Source organism: Hydrogenophaga sp. YM1 (genome assembly GCF_016903055.1).
In the GTDB taxonomy this organism is placed as follows: Bacteria; Pseudomonadota; Gammaproteobacteria; order Burkholderiales; family Burkholderiaceae_C; genus Hydrogenophaga; species Hydrogenophaga borbori.
In genome coordinates this window covers 1,438,534-1,454,113 of sequence record NZ_CP070223.1, presented here as the reverse complement: position 1 = coordinate 1,454,113, position 15,580 = coordinate 1,438,534, and the positions used below count along the sequence as shown (strand labels likewise).

The window sequence follows — 15,580 nt, the reverse complement described above, 5'->3', positions numbered from 1 at the left end:
TGTGTTCAAGGAGCCGCAAATGTCCAAGGTCAGACCGCCGTACCCGGCGGAATTCAGACAGCAGATGGTCGAGCTGGTGCGTGCCGGGCGCACGCCGGCCGAGCTCTCGCGCGAGTTCAACGTCACCGCGCAGTCCATCACCAACTGGGTCGGCCAGGCCGCTATCGACAGTGGCAAGCCGTTGCCCGGCAAGGAAGGCTTGAGCACGGCTGAGCGCGAGGAGCTCAGCCGGCTGCGTCGCCAGGTTCGCCAACTGCAGCAGGAGCGCGACATCCTGGCAAAGGCTACGGCCTGGTTTGCCGGTCGCAGCGATGCGACTTCGACGAAGTCTTCGGACTCGTGATGGCGAACCAGGCCGACTTCCCCGTGCGCACCATGTGCCGTGTTCTGGGCGTCTCCGCCAGCGGCTTCTACGCCTGGCGCGAGCGCGCTCCTTCTCAGCGCAGCATCTCCAACGCGGTGATGACCGAGCGCATTCGCCAGATTCACAAGGACTCCTACGAGTCCTACGGCATGCCACGCGTGCGGGCCGAGCTCATCGAGCAAGGCGTGTGCATCAGCCGCCAGCGTGTGGCGCGTCTCATGCGCACAGCGGGCATCCGGGGCATCAGCCGCCGCCGGGGCTTCACCGTGACCACGCGCCGCGACAAACGCGACTCACTCGCCCACGACCTGGTCAAGCGCCAGTTCCGGGCCAGCGGCCCCAATCAGCTCTGGGTGGCCGACATGACCTACGTGCCCACCTGGACGGGGTTCCTGTACCTGGCGGTGGTCATCGACGTGTGGAGCCGGCGTGTGGTGGGTTGGTCCATGGGCGAGCGCATGACGGCCGACCTGGTGCTCTCGGCGCTCAACATGGCGCTGACCCAGCGCAAGCCGCAAGACGTCATCCACCACAGCGACCAAGGCAGCCAGTACACCAGCCTGGCCTTCGGCGAGCGCTGCCGTCAGATGGGCGTTCGCCCTTCGATGGGAACCGTGGGCGATGCCTACGACAACGCGATGGCCGAGAGCTTCTTCGCCAGCCTGGAGGCTGAGCTCATTGAGCGCCACAGCTTCGAGTCCAAAGCGCAGGCCCGCATGGCCGTCTTCACCTGGATTGAGGGTTGGTACAACCCCAGGCGCCGCCACAGCGGCCTGGGCTACCTCTCACCCCTGAACTTTGAAAGGAGCCAACAGACCCGATTCAATGCCCCCGAGCATGAACCACAGCATGCTGACGGGACACCTCAGATGGTTTGAGAATCAAACCGGAAACCGTCCACCGGACCGGGTCAACTCCATGTCGACATCTGGTCGCTCCTTTGCCCACTGAGCAACCAGGACGTCACTTGAACTCTCGTTTGGCAACCTTCTTTCGGCTTCTTCAGTCATCAATACGTCTTGGTCGGACCGGTCAATCTCCATGCTATCACGCAGCAGAAGGCTCTTTTCGCATACCACCGACCCCTAAGTACGCCTGAATCACACGCTCGTCTGTGGCCAGCTGAGGAGCATCTCCCTCAAGGGAGACACGCCCCCCTTCGACAACGTAGGCGTAGTCAGAAATCTGCAGGGCAGCCCGGGCATTTTGCTCAACCAACAAGATTGACACCCCTGCGTCCCGGAGCTTTGCGACGGCGTTAAGCACTTCCTGCACGACCAAGGGAGCAAGCCCAAGACTAGGTTCATCGAGCATCAGAACCTTCGGCTTGGCCATCAATGCACGCCCAAGCGCCAACATCTGACGCTCGCCGCCCGACATGGTCGCGGCCAACTGATCGACCCGCTCCTTCAGCCTGGGAAACAATTGAAAGACAAAATCAAGCTCATCCAGCCAGTGGGCTTTCGCAACCTTCTTACGGCTTTGCCCGCCGAGCACAAGGTTCTCCATCACTGTCATCGTGCCGAAAAGCTCTCGACGCTCCGGGACGAGGCTTAGACCACTACGCACACGGGACTCGACAGTAAGACGATCTACCGGCACGCCTTCTAGCCAGACGCCCCCATCGACAGATGCGGTGGGCGGTTGGACACCCATCACTGCGTTCAATGCGCTCGATTTTCCTGCACCATTCGGGCCAATGACGCTCACAATTTTCCCGGGCTGGATGGTCAGGTTGATTCCGCACACAGCCGGAACCTTCCCATAGAGCACGTGAAGATTTTCGATTCTCAGAATTGGCGACACCACCATTACTCCATTCCCAGGTACGCGCGCTTGACAACGTCGCTGCATTGAATCTCAGCGGGAGTTCCTTCAGCAATGCGAGTCCCAAAGTCAAGAACAAAGATGCGGTCAGCCAGTTCCATCACAAACTGCATGTCGTGCTCGACCAGCAAAATGCTCACGCCATTCTGCTTAAGCTCACTCAGCAACTTCCCAAGCGCAACCTTCTCCGCAAATCGCAGGCCGGCGGCAGGCTCATCGAGAAGCAGCATCGAAGGATTGCCCGCCAGACCTCGCGCAATTTCGATCAGCCGCTGCTGCCCCAGAGACAAAGATCCCGCTGGGAGGTGCAGGCAGTCACCCAATCCCACGCGACGCCCCTGCTCCGCTGCATTGGCCAGAATCGCGGCCTCTTCGGAGCGATCCAGTCGCAACACACTCTGGAAGACGTTTCCCTTGCTCTCAAGATGAGCGCCAATCGCAATGTTCTCAAGCACTGACATTGCGGGCAACAACTTGACGTGCTGAAACGTGCGGAAGATGCCCGCCTTGGCAATGGACCGGGAGGTCGCATTCGAAATGGGCGAGCCATTGAAGATGACCTCACCCTCGTTCATCGGCAACACACCTGTGATCAGGTTGAAGGTAGTCGACTTCCCTGCACCGTTCGGACCGATGAGCGCAACGATCTCGCTTGGACGAACCTCCAGACTCACCTTGTTCACTGCAACCAAGCCACCGAATCGCTTAGTAGCCCCATTCACCACAAGATGGCCACCATTGACAGCGTCCGAGCGCGGAGCAAACCCCGAGAACGAAGCAGCCACCTGCAAGCGCCGCGTCCCCAAGCCAAATCGCCGAGCCAGATACGGCCACAGTCCCTCGCGCGTCTTGATAAGTAGCAGAACCATAGCCACCCCCAGAACCACGCTTTCGGCGTTGCCGCTCAAGGGCAGCAGCTTGGGGAGGTACGTCTGTAGGCCGTCTTTGGTGAACACCACAATCGCAGCGCCGACAATCGAGCCCCAGATGGACGTCGCGCCTCCGATGACTGCCATGAAGACGAACTCCAGGCTGTACATCGGACTGAACGCACTGGGACTCACCGCGCGAATCATGTGGGCATACAGCCAGCCCCCAGTGGACGAAAGCAACGCAGCAATGACGAACGCTGTACGTTTGGCACTCACGGTGTCGATGCCCATCGATTCCGGCATCATCTGCCCGCCTAGCAACGAGCGAATAGCTCGTCCTGGCCTCGAGTCAAGCAGGTTCCTTGCAAGGAGCAACGCCAAGAGAACCACAGTCCAGATGACGTAGAACATGGCGACCTGGGACTGCAGTGACATGCCCCCGATGGACAGAGGAACAATGCCGCTCAAGCCATCATTGCGACCCAGAATCTCCAAGTTGGCAAAGGCAATGCTTAGCGCCAACCCCCAAGCCAGCGTAGCGATCGGGAGATAGTGGCCCGACATCGGCAACGTGACTGCGCCAAGAATCCAGGCGCAGGCAGCCGTCAAGGCCCAGCCCGCAAGCAGGCCGAGCCAGGGCGACCAGTCAAGATGTCCCACCACCAATGCAGTCGTGTAGGCACCCAGGCCCATGAAGGCCGCTTGGCCGAAAGAGAGCATGCCTGCGGTACCAGTGATCAAAACCAGCCCTAGCGCAGGCAGCGCATAGATGCCGATATAGCTGAGCGTCGTAAGCCAAGAGCCCTTCAGCGGCAGCATCGGGAACACGATCAGTGTGCAGATTCCCAAGAGAATCCAAAGTCGAGGGTTTCTCATACGAATCAGTGGTCGTCCGTGGGGTGGTGGCCCGAGAGGGACCTAACGAGGAGAACAGGGACGATCAGTGTGAAAACGATGGCATCTTTCCAAGCGCTCGCCCAAAACGAAGAGAACGACTCAAGAACCCCGACCGCAATCGCACCGATGGCAGCAATGGGATAACTCGCAAAGCCTCCAATCACCGCTGCGACGAAGCCCTTCAGCCCAATCAGCACACCCGAGGAGCTGTTCAAGGTGGTGGTCGGGCCAATGAGGATGCCGCAGATCGCACCGATGGCCGCCGCCAAACCAAAGGCCAACATGCCAGCTCTCGACGTACTGATACCCACCAACTGGGCGCCAACTCGATTCACGGCCGTCGCACGCAATTTCTTACCCTCCAACGAGAAGTAGAAAAAACCGTAGAGAAGAACAACCAGGAGGATAGTTACGCCGATGGTCCAAAGCGAGTGGCCGGTCACCACCAGATTGCCTAGCTGCATAGAGAAGTCGCTATAGGCTTCATTGCGCACGCCATCTGGCCCAAAGAGCAACAGCGCCATACCGACGATGACCGCATCAATGCTGACTGCGACCATGAACATCACCAAAACCCCCGCGTCCTGAATCGGCTGAAACGCAAGCCGATAGATCATGGGCGCCAGCGGCACCGTAATCAGGAGCACGAACGCCATCTGAAGCAGGCCCGGGACTTTGGTCCACGGCACGTACACCGCTGCAACGCAAAGAAGCAGCGGTGCAACAAGGCAAGCTGTAGCCCATCCAAGAATTCGCTGCAGCGTCAAGGTACGCTGCCGCTTGGCCTGAAGGAGCTGGAGAATGAAACACCCCACCCCGAGAACGAGCAACAAGGCCGCCACGCTAGGGGCCTTGCCGTTCTGCATCATGTTTAGCGACAGGGCTGAGTAGGTGACAAATCCTCCCATCGGGATGAAGGGAACCCTGGTCACGGAGTAAACCAGGATGAGTGCGAGTCCCAGAAGCGCGTAGATTGCGCCCGTTACCACGCCGTCCTGCGCCAGCAGGGCTGCTATCGACCAATCCATGAAACTTGTCCTGACGAGCCGCTACTTCATTTGGCGATGCGCGTCCAAGACCCGTCACGGAGCTCGAAAACCGTGGTGGACCGAAGATCGAAGCCCATGTGGTCCTGAGGGCTCATCGAAATGATGCCCATCGCAGTCGAGAGGTTTTTAGTCTTCTCAAGGTGATCGCGAAGTGCAGAACGGAATGCAGGGGTGCCAGGCTGTTGAGTCTTCAGCACTTCAGGAAGAGCGTTCTGCAGCAGTTGCCAGGCCGTCCAAGCGTTGACGGCGGAGGGGCTCCAACTGCCTGCGCCATATGCGGCTTCGTACTTCTTGTTCAGCTCTTCGGTGGCCAGGCGAACAGGGTCGTCCCTATCCATTTGCTCAGGAACGAACCCCAGCCAGTTGGCGGCAATCGTGCCTGCCATGTCTTTGCCACCAATCTTGAGGACTTCCGGCACCGAAGCACCATAGGTCTGAACAATCAAGCCCTTGTATTGACGTTCGCGCAGCGTCTTGTGCGGAAGAGCTGCGGGCGTACCGCCAGCAGCGATAAGAACTGCATCAGGGGAAGTCGCCATCACTTTAGCAACCTGCGCAAGCACGGTGACATCAGAACTAGCGAAGCGCTCAGTACCGACGAGCTCCACCCCGTACTTGCCACGCAGGCGATTCACCTCGGCGAGCCACACATCGCCGTAGGCATCTCCACTCCCAATGAATGCGAGCTTGCGCTTGTTCGTCTCAGAGAGGTGCTTGAGAGTCGTCTCAACCATCGCCGACTCGTCCATCACCACCTTGAAAGCCCACTTGCGCTTGTCATCAACAGGCGAGACGATCCTCGAACTGGAAGCCATGCTGACCATAGGGGTCGAGAGCTCAGCGGCCACGTTGACCACAGCAATGGACGGGGCGGACGCCGACGGGCCGATGAGCACGTCGACCTTGTCGTCTGCCATCAATTTGCGAGCAGCCTTGACCGCCTGGTTGGTATCGGTGGCATCGTCCATGACGATGTACTCAATGGTCTTGTCGCCGATACGACGCGGCATGAGGTCCACGACCCGCCGCTCCGGAATACCGATCGACGCGGCCGGCCCTGTAGCGGAAACTATTACTCCGACTTTGACTTGTGCGCCGGCAGTAGCACCAATCGATGCAAGCAGTCCGACCGAGAGCAGCCGAGGGAACAGACCTTGGAACATGGGGGAGATCTCCTAAGTGGATTTATGTTTCTCGACTTTAAGTATCTCAAATTCGAGACATCTATCCGTAATGGTTAACCCTGCCCCTCGTCCGGCCAGGAAGCCGCCGACCTAGGAGAGGGTCTGCTGCACAAAGGCAACGAACCAGCACGGCAGCAAAGCTACCATCGACGAATCCACGGCGCTGACCCCTGGGGTCAGAGCGCTTTTCGAGCACTATCGCGCGGGATGCAGATCTGGGCCGACGTCCAACGTCGCCAACCCAAACAGTGGCTGGCCCTAGACGATGACACCGAAGGTTGGCCAGACTGGGCCCAGGACAACCTTATCGCTTGCGATGGAAGAACGGGCCTTTCTTCGATTCGAGTCCAGGCTGAACTAGAAGAGAAGCTCAGTCGATGCCACCAAGCACTGGCCGGGCCGCATATTCAGTTGCCAATACGGTGAACTTGCATGTTCATCAATAGGGACAAGCCGACGTCACTTCATCCCGCCAAGGTCTGAAAAACGAGGTTTCGCGGCCTACGACCGCTATGCGTTCTCGGTCGTTTCGCCACTAGTCATGAACTGCTCGATTCGATAAAGCGGTCACACATTCAACGTTTGACGCCGTGTATGAGGCTTCTGGCAAGTTGAACGAACGCCGCGCCGGCATCAGTTCGCCGACTGTCCGGTCGGCGAATGAGAAAGAGCTCCCGAGTCAAGGTGGGTCTCCTGATGGGGATGCCTTTAAACCCGTTAGCGCCACAGTCGAATAGCGTTGGCAAAACAGACGCATAGCCTGCATTTCGAACCATGGACAGCAAGGTCGACAGCTGGTCTACCTCCACTTTCCAAGGGATGTGAAGTCCCAGAGATTCAAGTGCACCATCGAGCTGAAGGCGCGTCGAGCTGAGCGGGTTTAGTCCAACGAACTTCAGTTTCTTCAGTTCCTGCCAGTCCACCGACTTTCGAGAAATCAGCTTGGATGCTTCAGAGCCCGGTGCGAGTATGAGATTGAAGCCGTAGTGGCCTAGCGACTCTGCCTGAATCGAAGGACCGAAGGTCAACTGCGTGGTGATGCCAAACTCAACCACCCCCTGCTCAACCAGATTCGTTACCAAAGCGGCAGTGCCGTCGCGTATCGACAGGAGAATATCCGGATGCGATCTCAGAAGCGCTGCGCAGATGTGGTGAAGCGAAGAATTCGCCACGGTGGCTAGGCGCGCGCCGTCTCGCTTCAAGCACGTGGTGCAGACGGAAGCGAAGCAACCCTGGCATGGATGCACTCGTGAAAAAGCTTCACGCAAGCAATTCGTTCTCCTTCGAAAACGTCGCAGCCAAGGTGAAACGTGCGATGAAGCGAGTAAACGGAAAAGGCTGAGAAGCCCCATCGTTCCCCTAAGCCCGCCGAATGCGGACTTTTCTTTTGCTACCGGGTTCATGGAGGGGATGTGAAAAGGTTCACGTGTCATGCTCCGCTCTTCCTTGCCTGCCTTCAGATCGCGAACGCCGCTCCTCTCCTGAAAATATAAGACCGGGTGCTAGACGGTTCTCAGCCGCCTCTTTCACGGCTTAACCAGGAACCATCAAATGAGCAGACCCTTCTTCACTTTCCCCATCAACGCCGCATTCGAACGGCACATCTCACAGGGCTCGTTTGTGAGCCACGAATACCTGGACGCTGCAAGCAGAGCGCAGCTCGGCAAGTCTGAGGTGCCCATCCTGAGGCTCCAGCTGAACAAATCGGTACTCACGGGAAAGCACACCTTGGGCCACGGACTTGTTCGCACGCGCGACTGCAATCTGTTTTTCTTCGAAGTGTGGCGAGGCAACTCTTGCTCAAGCTTCCTGCTCAATCTGGCTGACCCTGTGGTCGCTCAAGCCTTTGAGGCCTGGGACAAGGCCGGATTCTGCCGAGTCATGCTTGTTGGCCCAGACAAAAGGCTGGCGTTGATGAAGGGCGACTTCTCCATCGAGTCAGCTGTCGGAAACGCACTCGAAGAGTCGCGCGACAAGCCAGGGTTCCTGGATGCGGTTCTGCGTCACTTCCACATCCTTGCAGAGCCTGGGTTTATCGAGAGCATGATTGCTGACCGGACCGGGCGACTGCCAGGCAAGGTGGATATGGGATTTGTCATTACCGAGCACTCGAATCCAGGCTTGCCGGAGGCCACCGCGACTCCAGCGGGACCAGACGACTTGGTGCATTGAAACTCAGGACGCGACAGCGCCGAGGACCTGACGAAGGTAGTCAACTTCGAGCCATCGGATTTTCTCTGCTCAGGGAGATGCCCATCGGAACAAGTCCATCGCTACATGATTCCACCTCGGGTTCGCGAATGCGCACACGTAGGTGAAAAACACAACGGCCCCATCGGGGCCGTTGTCTGCGAGAACCTCTGCTTACAGCCCATGCTGCATCCTGATTAACCGCCACAAGCGTGATCCGTCAGGTCGGTGGGGCAGGCACTTTTTCACTCGCCAAGGTGCCTAGTGCAAGTCAGAACCCCGTCGATGAGCGAGGACGTCCTGACCAAATCACGGATTCGAATACGGTTCCTCCGTTCTTTGGCTCCGCCGATGAGATCGCGTCGTGCTGCTTACGGGTGAGCGGCTCCAGGGTGTCGAACACTTCTTCTACTTCCGGTCTGAGGCTACCCTACGTTTGCCGACATTGAGCGAGTCCACAGAGATGTGCCTGACCTGTTTGGACCCGCTCCCCCCTATAACAGGCTGTCCGGCACCACAACCGTTCAGGGCGTCATCGATGGAACCAAGAATGACTAGTCGCATGGCTTATGCGAAGAAGACGACCGAAGAGCCTGATGGCCCGGATAATGACGCAGCAGCGACTTCGCCTGCCCTCGGAGCCAACGTGGCACGCGCGGGGTATCTTTTGGGTCCATCAAGCGCTTGAGGAGCTCTCGCGTTTGCAAGACTGCGCGAGTGCGCTCGAACGGGATGGTCATCTCCATGTCCTTGTGATGGGGCACAACATCCACGTCCTCCGCTCGTTCGCAAGTGCAGGGGATGAAGGGTCGGTGCTGGCGTCATGAAAACATATCGAATACGATATGTTTTGTCAACCCCTTACACCCCCTCATGAGCGCTGCCGCCCCTTTGCTCACGCTTGACCCGTCGCGTTTGGCCGCTCCCAGCCGCCCCCTCGTGATCCTGGATCTGGATGACGTCATCTGCTTGAACAAGCCGCATGCTGAGTCGGACTTACTGAGGGCGCGCTTCCGTTCCGCCAAGACTGCACAGAGGTAGCTGCTTCAGTTCGAGAGTCATGTCTCCCTGCGCTGACGCTTAAGGGCATCTGGCAATGCAATGACAACCATTATTTGCGCTTCTTCGCTCCTATGCACCCAATGGTTTCCGTTATGCCATCCTCGTCCCCCCTTCTCTATCCGCCACAGAGAAAGTTGCTAGCTGAACTCGGACAGCGCATACGGCAAGCTCGACTACGCAGAAGGTTTACCGCATCGCTTGTCGCTGCGCGCGCTGATGTTTCTCGTCAGACGCTCACGAAGGTCGAACGCGGTGCCCCTTCGGTGACGATGGGTACGTACCTTCGCGTGCTTACTACCCTGAACCTTGAAACCGACCTATCCAAGGTTGCGCAAGACGATGTTGTTGGGCGGCGCCTGCTGGATGCGCAGCTGGAGACACCTCGCCGTGTGCGCAAGAAGCCCTTCGCTGAGACTTGACACAGTAGTTACTTTGCTTGTGCTCGAACCCACCGTGGCACGCGCGGTGCAGCTTTTGGATCAAACAAGCGCTTGAGGAGTCGCAGCGTTTGCACAACTGCGCGGGTGCGTTCGTACGGGGTGGTCATCTCCATGTCCGCGTGGTGGGCGCAACCTCCACGACCGCCGTTCGTTCGCAAGCTCATTCATCGAAGCGTCAGTGCTGGCGCCAGCAAAACATATCGAATACGATATATTTCGTCAACCCCCCTTACACCCCCTTCATGAGCGTTACCGTCCCTTTGCCCACGCTTGAGCCGTCGCGATTGGCCACTCCAAGCCAACCCCTCGTGTTTCTGGATTTGGACGACGTTATCTGCATGAACAACCCGTATGGCGGCTATGACGTCCTCGTGCAGTCGCACCCGGTTGACCTCTGGGAAAAGTTGTTCGCTCAAGACGCCACTGAAGTTCTGTTGGGCGTCCTTCGCGAGCACCGACCTCGCATCGTGCTCACGACAAGCTGGATCCGACTTCTCGAACGAAGTAGCTTTGAGCGGATTTTTCTGGCCTGCGGCCTTGGCGCGTTGGCCGAAGCACTCCATGATGAGTGCGAGGCGGCGCAGAACTCTGGCGAGTCCCGACTGCGTGCTATCGACCGATGGCTCACGCAACACCACCGGGGCGAGCGGTACGTCGTCCTTGACGACTATTTGTCAGGAACGGAGCTGGAGGGGTCGCATATCGACAAGGCTGGTCGATTGGTGCTCTGCGACGTGGGGGTCGGTCTCCAACCGTCGCATGTGGACCGAATTCGGCGAGCGCTGCGTGGATGAGCTGGAGACGGGTGGTCGGCCATGCCAAAGAGAAGCGGTAAAAAGGCTCGACGCTCCCCCAACTTCAGGAGAACGCCGCGTACCCAAGCCGCTCCGGCTTAGTTTCCAGGTCGAACATGCCCGATGCTCAGGCGCCCTTCACAAGACCGCTGGACTATCCCCCAGAGCGGGTTGCCTGTGTCAGGACCAATGTCGCGCGAATGAGCCGAGTGGCATTCGCCTCGCTCATGCACGTGAGCGTCTCGACCATTCAGAGGTGGGAGTCACATGGTGCCGGCAAGCATCCAAGGGGTGCAGCAGCCAGACTCCTGCAGCTTGTGGAAACCAAAGGCGTCGAGACACTCCTTCTGTGAGAGGCGTGAGCGCGTATTAGCGGCGTAGGGCTCAGTGCCGAATGTAGGCCGGTTCCCATAGGGCTTCGCCATTATGGAGATCCACATAATTCTCCATAACGGCTCCAGGTAACGACTTCAATGTCAGTCAATGTGCCAGACGGACCCGTAGCAGTTAAAGACTTCAATGTCAGTTTCACGCCCCTAGGAGATGGTCGCAAGGGGAGAAACAGGAAATGTCTTTAATGTCGGTCTCCAGCTCGATGGCCGACTGGTCGCCCACCGCGAGCGCCGCCAGCACGCCCGCCGCGCGCGAGTGGCCCAGGCGCTCGCCCATGGCGTCGGCCACGCGCTGGCGCGCCAGGTCCACCGGGTGCAGCCAGGTCTGTCCCAGGCGCTGGGGCACCGGGTCGCGCGGGCCGGCGCGCACGTAGCCGGTGGCCAGGATGCCGCGCTCCCACAGCCAGCGCTCGCGGTCGAAGCCGTGCGGGTTGAGGCTGCCGTGCGCGCGCTTGAGCCGCACCTCGAAAGCCCAGCGCTCGCCGGCCACCAGGCCCGGGTTGGGGTGCGCCACCGCCCAGGCCCCCGGGCGGCCGGGACGATCGCCCCCGGCGGGGGGTCCACCGGTCCAGCCCAGCAGCAGGCGCGGCGGCAGCGGCACGGGCCGGCCGTCCAGGCTGGCGCGCTCGACGATGAATTCGACGCGCTCCCCCTGCGGGTCTTTCACCGGCAGGGACGCCACGCGCCCGACCACCGCGATGTCGCGTCCCTCCAGCGCGCCCGCCAGGGCCTGCTCGGACAGCGACAGGGCGCGCAAGCCCGCGCCGCCAAAGGCCAGCGCCGCGCCCGCCAGCAACCAGGCCAGGCGTCCCCGCAAGGCCAGCGCCAGCAGGCCCGCCACGGTGATGCCGATACAGACCCCCCACCCCCACAGGTCCGGCTGCTGCAGCTGCGCGGCCGTGCCCAGCACCCCGCCGGCCAGGGCCCAGCCCGGGCGCCAGGCGCGCGGTGGCGCCGGCGCGCAGACGTCATCGCGCAATGGCGCAAGACTTGCTAGCATGATTTTTCAACCGCGTGGAGGCGCTCGCGCGATCCCGCGTCATCCCTTTCCCTGAAAGCCTTTTCATGGCCATCCACGTCGCCCTGAGCCACATCACCCACTACCGGTACGACCGCCTGGTGCGCCTGGGGCCTCAGGTGGTGCGCCTGCGGCCGGCCCCGCACAGCCGGACCAAGGTGCTCTCGTATTCGCAGCGCGTCGAGCCCGCCACCCATTTCGTCAACTGGCAGCAGGACCCGTTCGCCAACCACCAGGCCCGCCTGGTGTTTCCCGAGCCCACCACCGAGTTCAAGATCACCATCGATCTCGTGGTCGAGATGGCGGTGCACAACCCGTTCGACTTCTTCCTGGAGCCGCAGGCCGAGCAGTTCCCGTTCGAGTATGCCGAGGCGCAGCGGCGCGAACTGGCACCGTATCTGGCTGCCGAGCCGCTCACGCCGCGGCTGGCGGCCTACCTCGCGGGCATCGCCCGCGACCGGCGCCGCACCATCGATTGCCTGGTCGACATCAACCAGCGCCTGCGGCGCGACATCGACTACACCATCCGCATGGAGCCCGGCGTGCAGACGCCGGAGGAAACGCTGCAGCGGCAGCGCGGCTCCTGCCGCGACAGCGGCTGGCTGCTGGTGCAGCTGCTGCGCCACCTGGGGCTGGCGGCGCGCTTCGTCTCGGGCTACCTCATCCAGCTCGCGCCCGACGTGAAATCCATCGACGGCCCCAGCGGCCCCGAGCGCGACTTCACCGACCTGCACGCCTGGTGCGAGGTCTTCCTGCCCGGCGCGGGCTGGATCGGCCTGGACCCGACCTCCGGCCTGCTCGCGGGCGAGGGCCACATTCCCCTGGCCTGCACGCCGCAGCCCGGCAGCGCCGCGCCCGTGGAAGGCGCAGTGGACGAGTGCGAGGTGGCCTTCGAGCACCACATGACCGTGCGCCGCGTGCACGAATCGCCGCGCGTCACCCGGCCCTACACCGATGAGCAATGGGCCGCCGTGCTCGCGCTGGGCGACCAGGTCGACGCGGACCTGACGCGGCACGACGTGCGCCTCACCCAGGGCGGCGAGCCCACCTACGTGGCCACCAGCGACCGCGACGCCGCCGAGTGGAACACCGAGGCCCTGGGCCCCACCAAGCGCGGCTACGCCACCGAGCTGCTGGGCCGCCTGCGCGAGCGCTACGGCCAGGGCGGCTTCGTGCACATGGGCCAGGGCAAGTGGTACCCGGGCGAGCAGCTGCCGCGCTGGGCGCTCTCGGTGTTCTGGCGCGCCGACGGCGAGCCGTGCTGGAACAATCCCGCGCTGCTGGCCGACGAGCGCGACGAGGCCCACTGCACCAGCGACGACGCTCGCCGCTTCGCGCAGGCGCTGGCGCGCCGGCTGGGCCTGAGCACGCAATACATCACCGCGGGCCACGAAGACACCTGGTACTACCTCTGGCGCGAACGCCGCCTGCCCGTGAACGTGGACCCCTTCGACAGCCGGCTCGACGACGAGCTGGAGCGCCTGCGCCTGCGCCGCGTGTTCGAGCAGGGCCTGTCCAGCGTGGTGGGCTACGTGCTGCCGCTGCAGGCCAACGCCGGCCACCCGGCCCTGGGCGGCACGGTGTGGTCCACCGGCCCCTGGTTCTTCCGCGACGAGCGCCTGTACCTGGTGCCGGGCGACTCCCCCATGGGCTACCGGCTGCCGCTGGACTCGCTGCCCTGGGCGGCGGCCGGCGACCGGCCCCAGACCATCGAACAAGACCCGTTCGCGCCGCGCGCGCCGCTGCCGCGCGGCGCCCCCGTGCGCGCGCAATGGCAGGCGCACGCGGCGGCCGGCGCGCCGCCGGACGTGGCGGCGGCGCGCGGCTGGCCCGGCAGCGGCCCCTCGGCCCAGGCCCAGGGCCTGTCCTCGCACCACCCGCGGCGCGGCGAATCGGCCGGCTGGCTCACGCGCACCGCGCTGTGCGTGGAAGCGCGCGACCCGCAGCGCGCCAACGGCCCCAAGGCCGAGAAGGACAAAGGCGGCCAAGGGCAGCACCTCTATGTCTTCATGCCGCCGCTGGCGCGGCTGGAGGACTACCTCGACCTGCTCGCCGCCGTCGAGGCCACGGCCGATCGGCTGGGCGTGAAGGTGGTGCTCGAGGGCTACCCGCCGCCGCGCGACCCGCGCCTGAAAACGCTGCAGGTGACGCCCGACCCCGGCGTGATCGAGGTCAACATCCACCCGGCGCACAACTGGAGCGAACTGGTGGAGCACACCGAATTTCTCTACGAGGCCGCGCACCAGACGCGCCTGTGCGCCGAGAAGTTCATGACCGATGGCCGCCACACCGGCACCGGCGGTGGCAACCACATCGTGCTCGGTGGCGCCACGCCAGCCGACTCGCCCTTCCTGCGCCGGCCCGAGCTGCTGGGCAGCCTGGTGGCCTACTGGCACAACCACCCCGCGCTGAGCTACCTGTTCAGCGGCCTGTTCATCGGCCCCACCAGCCAGGCCCCACGCGTGGACGAGGCGCGCAACGACCAGCTGCACGAACTGGAGATCGCGCTGGCGCAGATCGAGCGGGCGCGCCAGGTGCATGGCGAACACATGCCGCCCTGGCTGGTGGACCGCACGCTGCGCAACATCCTCATCGACGTCACTGGCAACACGCACCGCAGCGAGTTCTGCATCGACAAGCTCTACTCACCCGACGGCCCCGCCGGCCGCCTGGGCCTGCTGGAGCTGCGCGCCTTCGAGATGCCACCGCATGCGCGCATGAGCGTGGCCCAGCAGCTGCTGCTGCGCGCGCTGGTCGCGCGCTTCTGGCAACAGCCTTACCGTGCGCCGCTGGCGCGCTGGGGCACCGAACTGCACGACCGCTGGATGCTGCCCACCTACCTGCGCCTGGACTTCGAGGACGTGCTGGCCGAGCTGAGCGAGGCCGGCTATGCCTTCGACATGGCCTGGTTCGAACCGCACTTCGAATTCCGCTTCCCGCTCATCGGCGAGCTCGCGGTGCGCGGCATCGAACTCACGCTGCGCGGCGCGCTGGAGCCCTGGCACGTGATGGGCGAAGAAGGCGCCATCGGCGGCACCGTGCGCTACGTCGACTCCTCGCTCGAACGCCTGGAGGTGCGCGTGCGCGGCTGGACCGACCGGCGCTACGCCGTTACCTGCAACGGCCGCGCGCTGCCACTGCACCACACCGGCACGGCCGGCGACTATGTGGCCGGCGTGCGCTACAAGGCCTGGGCGCCGCCCTCGGCCCTGCACCCCGGCATCGGCGTGCACGCGCCGCTCACCTTCGACATCGTCGACACCTGGATGCAGCGCTCCCTGGGCGGTGGCCAGTACCACGTGAGCCACCCCGGCGGACGCAGCTACGACAGCTTTCCGGTCAACGCCTACGAGGCCGAAAGCCGCCGCCTGTCGCGCTTCTTCCCGATGGGCCACACGCCCGGCCGACTGCGCGTGGCGCCCGCCGCCGTGAACCGCGAATTCCCCTGCACGCTGGACCTGAGAACGTGAGCCTCGCCCGGCCGCCCGCCA

12 protein-coding genes are annotated in these 15,580 nt (G+C 62.4%); 5 read left to right on the top strand and 7 right to left on the bottom strand.

Annotated elements, in window-relative coordinates; all coding sequences use genetic code 11:
• Positions 1 to 19: 19 nt before the first annotated feature.
• Positions 20 to 1,242 (top strand): IS3 family transposase gene (locus JNX00_RS07000; protein WP_239478259.1). Its coding sequence is split into 2 segments (ribosomal slippage): positions 20 to 278 and positions 278 to 1,242, totalling 1,224 coding nucleotides; the frame shifts between segments, so codons are not numbered across the junction.
• Positions 1,243 to 1,411: 169 nt separating this feature from the next.
• Here the strand turns inward: JNX00_RS07000 and JNX00_RS06995 are convergent.
• The 5 genes from JNX00_RS06995 to JNX00_RS06970 all read right to left on the bottom strand — a co-directional run bounded on the left by JNX00_RS06995 (position 1,412) and on the right by JNX00_RS06970 (position 7,596).
• Entirely contained in the window at positions 1,412 to 2,176 is a 765-nt protein-coding gene (locus tag JNX00_RS06995; protein WP_204744498.1) for an ABC transporter ATP-binding protein, read from the bottom strand.
• Positions 2,176 to 3,882 (bottom strand): branched-chain amino acid ABC transporter ATP-binding protein/permease, encoded by a 1,707-nt coding sequence (locus JNX00_RS06990; RefSeq protein ID WP_239478269.1) that lies wholly within the window; start codon positions 3,880 to 3,882, stop codon positions 2,176 to 2,178. Before JNX00_RS06990 ends, JNX00_RS06995 begins: the two co-directional genes overlap by 1 nt.
• A gap of 62 nt (positions 3,883 to 3,944) precedes the next feature.
• A complete protein-coding gene (locus JNX00_RS06985; RefSeq protein ID WP_204744496.1) occupies positions 3,945 to 4,988 on the bottom strand; it encodes a branched-chain amino acid ABC transporter permease in 1,044 nt (347 codons plus the stop codon).
• A 26-nt stretch (positions 4,989 to 5,014) separates the two neighbouring features.
• Positions 5,015 to 6,172, bottom strand: coding sequence for an ABC transporter substrate-binding protein (locus tag JNX00_RS06980; protein WP_204744495.1), 1,158 nt, complete (start codon positions 6,170 to 6,172; stop codon positions 5,015 to 5,017).
• 596 nt (positions 6,173 to 6,768) lie between these two features.
• The gene (locus tag JNX00_RS06970) at positions 6,769 to 7,596 is read right to left on the bottom strand and encodes a LysR substrate-binding domain-containing protein (RefSeq protein ID WP_204744494.1); all 828 of its coding nucleotides are present in this window, start codon (positions 7,594 to 7,596) and stop codon (positions 6,769 to 6,771) included.
• Between the two features lie 148 nt (positions 7,597 to 7,744).
• Here JNX00_RS06970 and JNX00_RS06965 point away from each other — a divergent pair, with 148 nt between their 5' ends.
• Complete coding sequence (locus JNX00_RS06965) at positions 7,745 to 8,365, top strand: hypothetical protein (protein ID WP_204744493.1); 621 nt, start codon at positions 7,745 to 7,747, stop codon at positions 8,363 to 8,365.
• A 572-nt stretch (positions 8,366 to 8,937) separates the two neighbouring features.
• On the opposite strand, the gene JNX00_RS22570 is transcribed toward JNX00_RS06965, so the two are convergent.
• Complete coding sequence (locus tag JNX00_RS22570) at positions 8,938 to 9,123, bottom strand: BPSL0761 family protein (RefSeq protein WP_345774098.1); 186 nt, start codon at positions 9,121 to 9,123, stop codon at positions 8,938 to 8,940.
• 393 nt (positions 9,124 to 9,516) lie between these two features.
• Between JNX00_RS22570 and JNX00_RS06960 the strand changes: the two genes are divergently transcribed.
• Both JNX00_RS06960 and JNX00_RS06955 read left to right on the top strand, forming a co-directional pair.
• Positions 9,517 to 9,864: a helix-turn-helix domain-containing protein gene (locus JNX00_RS06960; RefSeq protein ID WP_345774102.1), complete on the top strand. Its 348-nt coding sequence runs from the start codon at positions 9,517 to 9,519 to the stop codon at positions 9,862 to 9,864.
• A 263-nt stretch (positions 9,865 to 10,127) separates the two neighbouring features.
• On the top strand, positions 10,128 to 10,679 hold the full coding sequence (locus tag JNX00_RS06955) for an HAD domain-containing protein (protein WP_204744491.1): 552 nt from the start codon (positions 10,128 to 10,130) through the stop codon (positions 10,677 to 10,679).
• 528 nt (positions 10,680 to 11,207) lie between these two features.
• On the opposite strand, the gene JNX00_RS06945 is transcribed toward JNX00_RS06955, so the two are convergent.
• Entirely contained in the window at positions 11,208 to 12,071 is an 864-nt protein-coding gene (locus tag JNX00_RS06945) for a ComEC/Rec2 family competence protein (RefSeq protein ID WP_204744489.1), read from the bottom strand.
• A gap of 65 nt (positions 12,072 to 12,136) precedes the next feature.
• Here JNX00_RS06945 and JNX00_RS06940 point away from each other — a divergent pair, with 65 nt between their 5' ends.
• Entirely contained in the window at positions 12,137 to 15,559 is a 3,423-nt protein-coding gene (locus JNX00_RS06940; protein WP_204744488.1) for a transglutaminase family protein, read from the top strand.
• The last annotated feature ends 21 nt before the right edge of the window (positions 15,560 to 15,580 follow it).

What these genes read in the sequence shown, in the direction of transcription:
- JNX00_RS06995 (WP_204744498.1), bottom strand. Translation starts at nt 2,176, where the DNA reads ATGGTGGTGTCGCCAATTCTGAGAATCGAAAATCTTCACGTGCTCTAT.
- JNX00_RS06990 (WP_239478269.1), bottom strand. Translation starts at nt 3,882, where the DNA reads ATGCTGCCGCTGAAGGGCTCTTGGCTTACGACGCTCAGCTATATCGGC.
- JNX00_RS06985 (WP_204744496.1), bottom strand. Translation starts at nt 4,988, where the DNA reads ATGGATTGGTCGATAGCAGCCCTGCTGGCGCAGGACGGCGTGGTAACG.
- JNX00_RS06980 (WP_204744495.1), bottom strand. Translation starts at nt 6,172, where the DNA reads ATGTTCCAAGGTCTGTTCCCTCGGCTGCTCTCGGTCGGACTGCTTGCA.
- JNX00_RS06970 (WP_204744494.1), bottom strand. Translation starts at nt 7,596, where the DNA reads ATGAACCCGGTAGCAAAAGAAAAGTCCGCATTCGGCGGGCTTAGGGGA.
- JNX00_RS06965 (WP_204744493.1), top strand. Translation starts at nt 7,745, where the DNA reads ATGAGCAGACCCTTCTTCACTTTCCCCATCAACGCCGCATTCGAACGG.
- JNX00_RS22570 (WP_345774098.1), bottom strand. Translation starts at nt 9,123, where the DNA reads ATGACCATCCCGTTCGAGCGCACTCGCGCAGTCTTGCAAACGCGAGAG.
- JNX00_RS06960 (WP_345774102.1), top strand. Translation starts at nt 9,517, where the DNA reads ATGCACCCAATGGTTTCCGTTATGCCATCCTCGTCCCCCCTTCTCTAT.
- JNX00_RS06955 (WP_204744491.1), top strand. Translation starts at nt 10,128, where the DNA reads ATGAGCGTTACCGTCCCTTTGCCCACGCTTGAGCCGTCGCGATTGGCC.
- JNX00_RS06945 (WP_204744489.1), bottom strand. Translation starts at nt 12,071, where the DNA reads ATGCTAGCAAGTCTTGCGCCATTGCGCGATGACGTCTGCGCGCCGGCG.
- JNX00_RS06940 (WP_204744488.1), top strand. Translation starts at nt 12,137, where the DNA reads ATGGCCATCCACGTCGCCCTGAGCCACATCACCCACTACCGGTACGAC.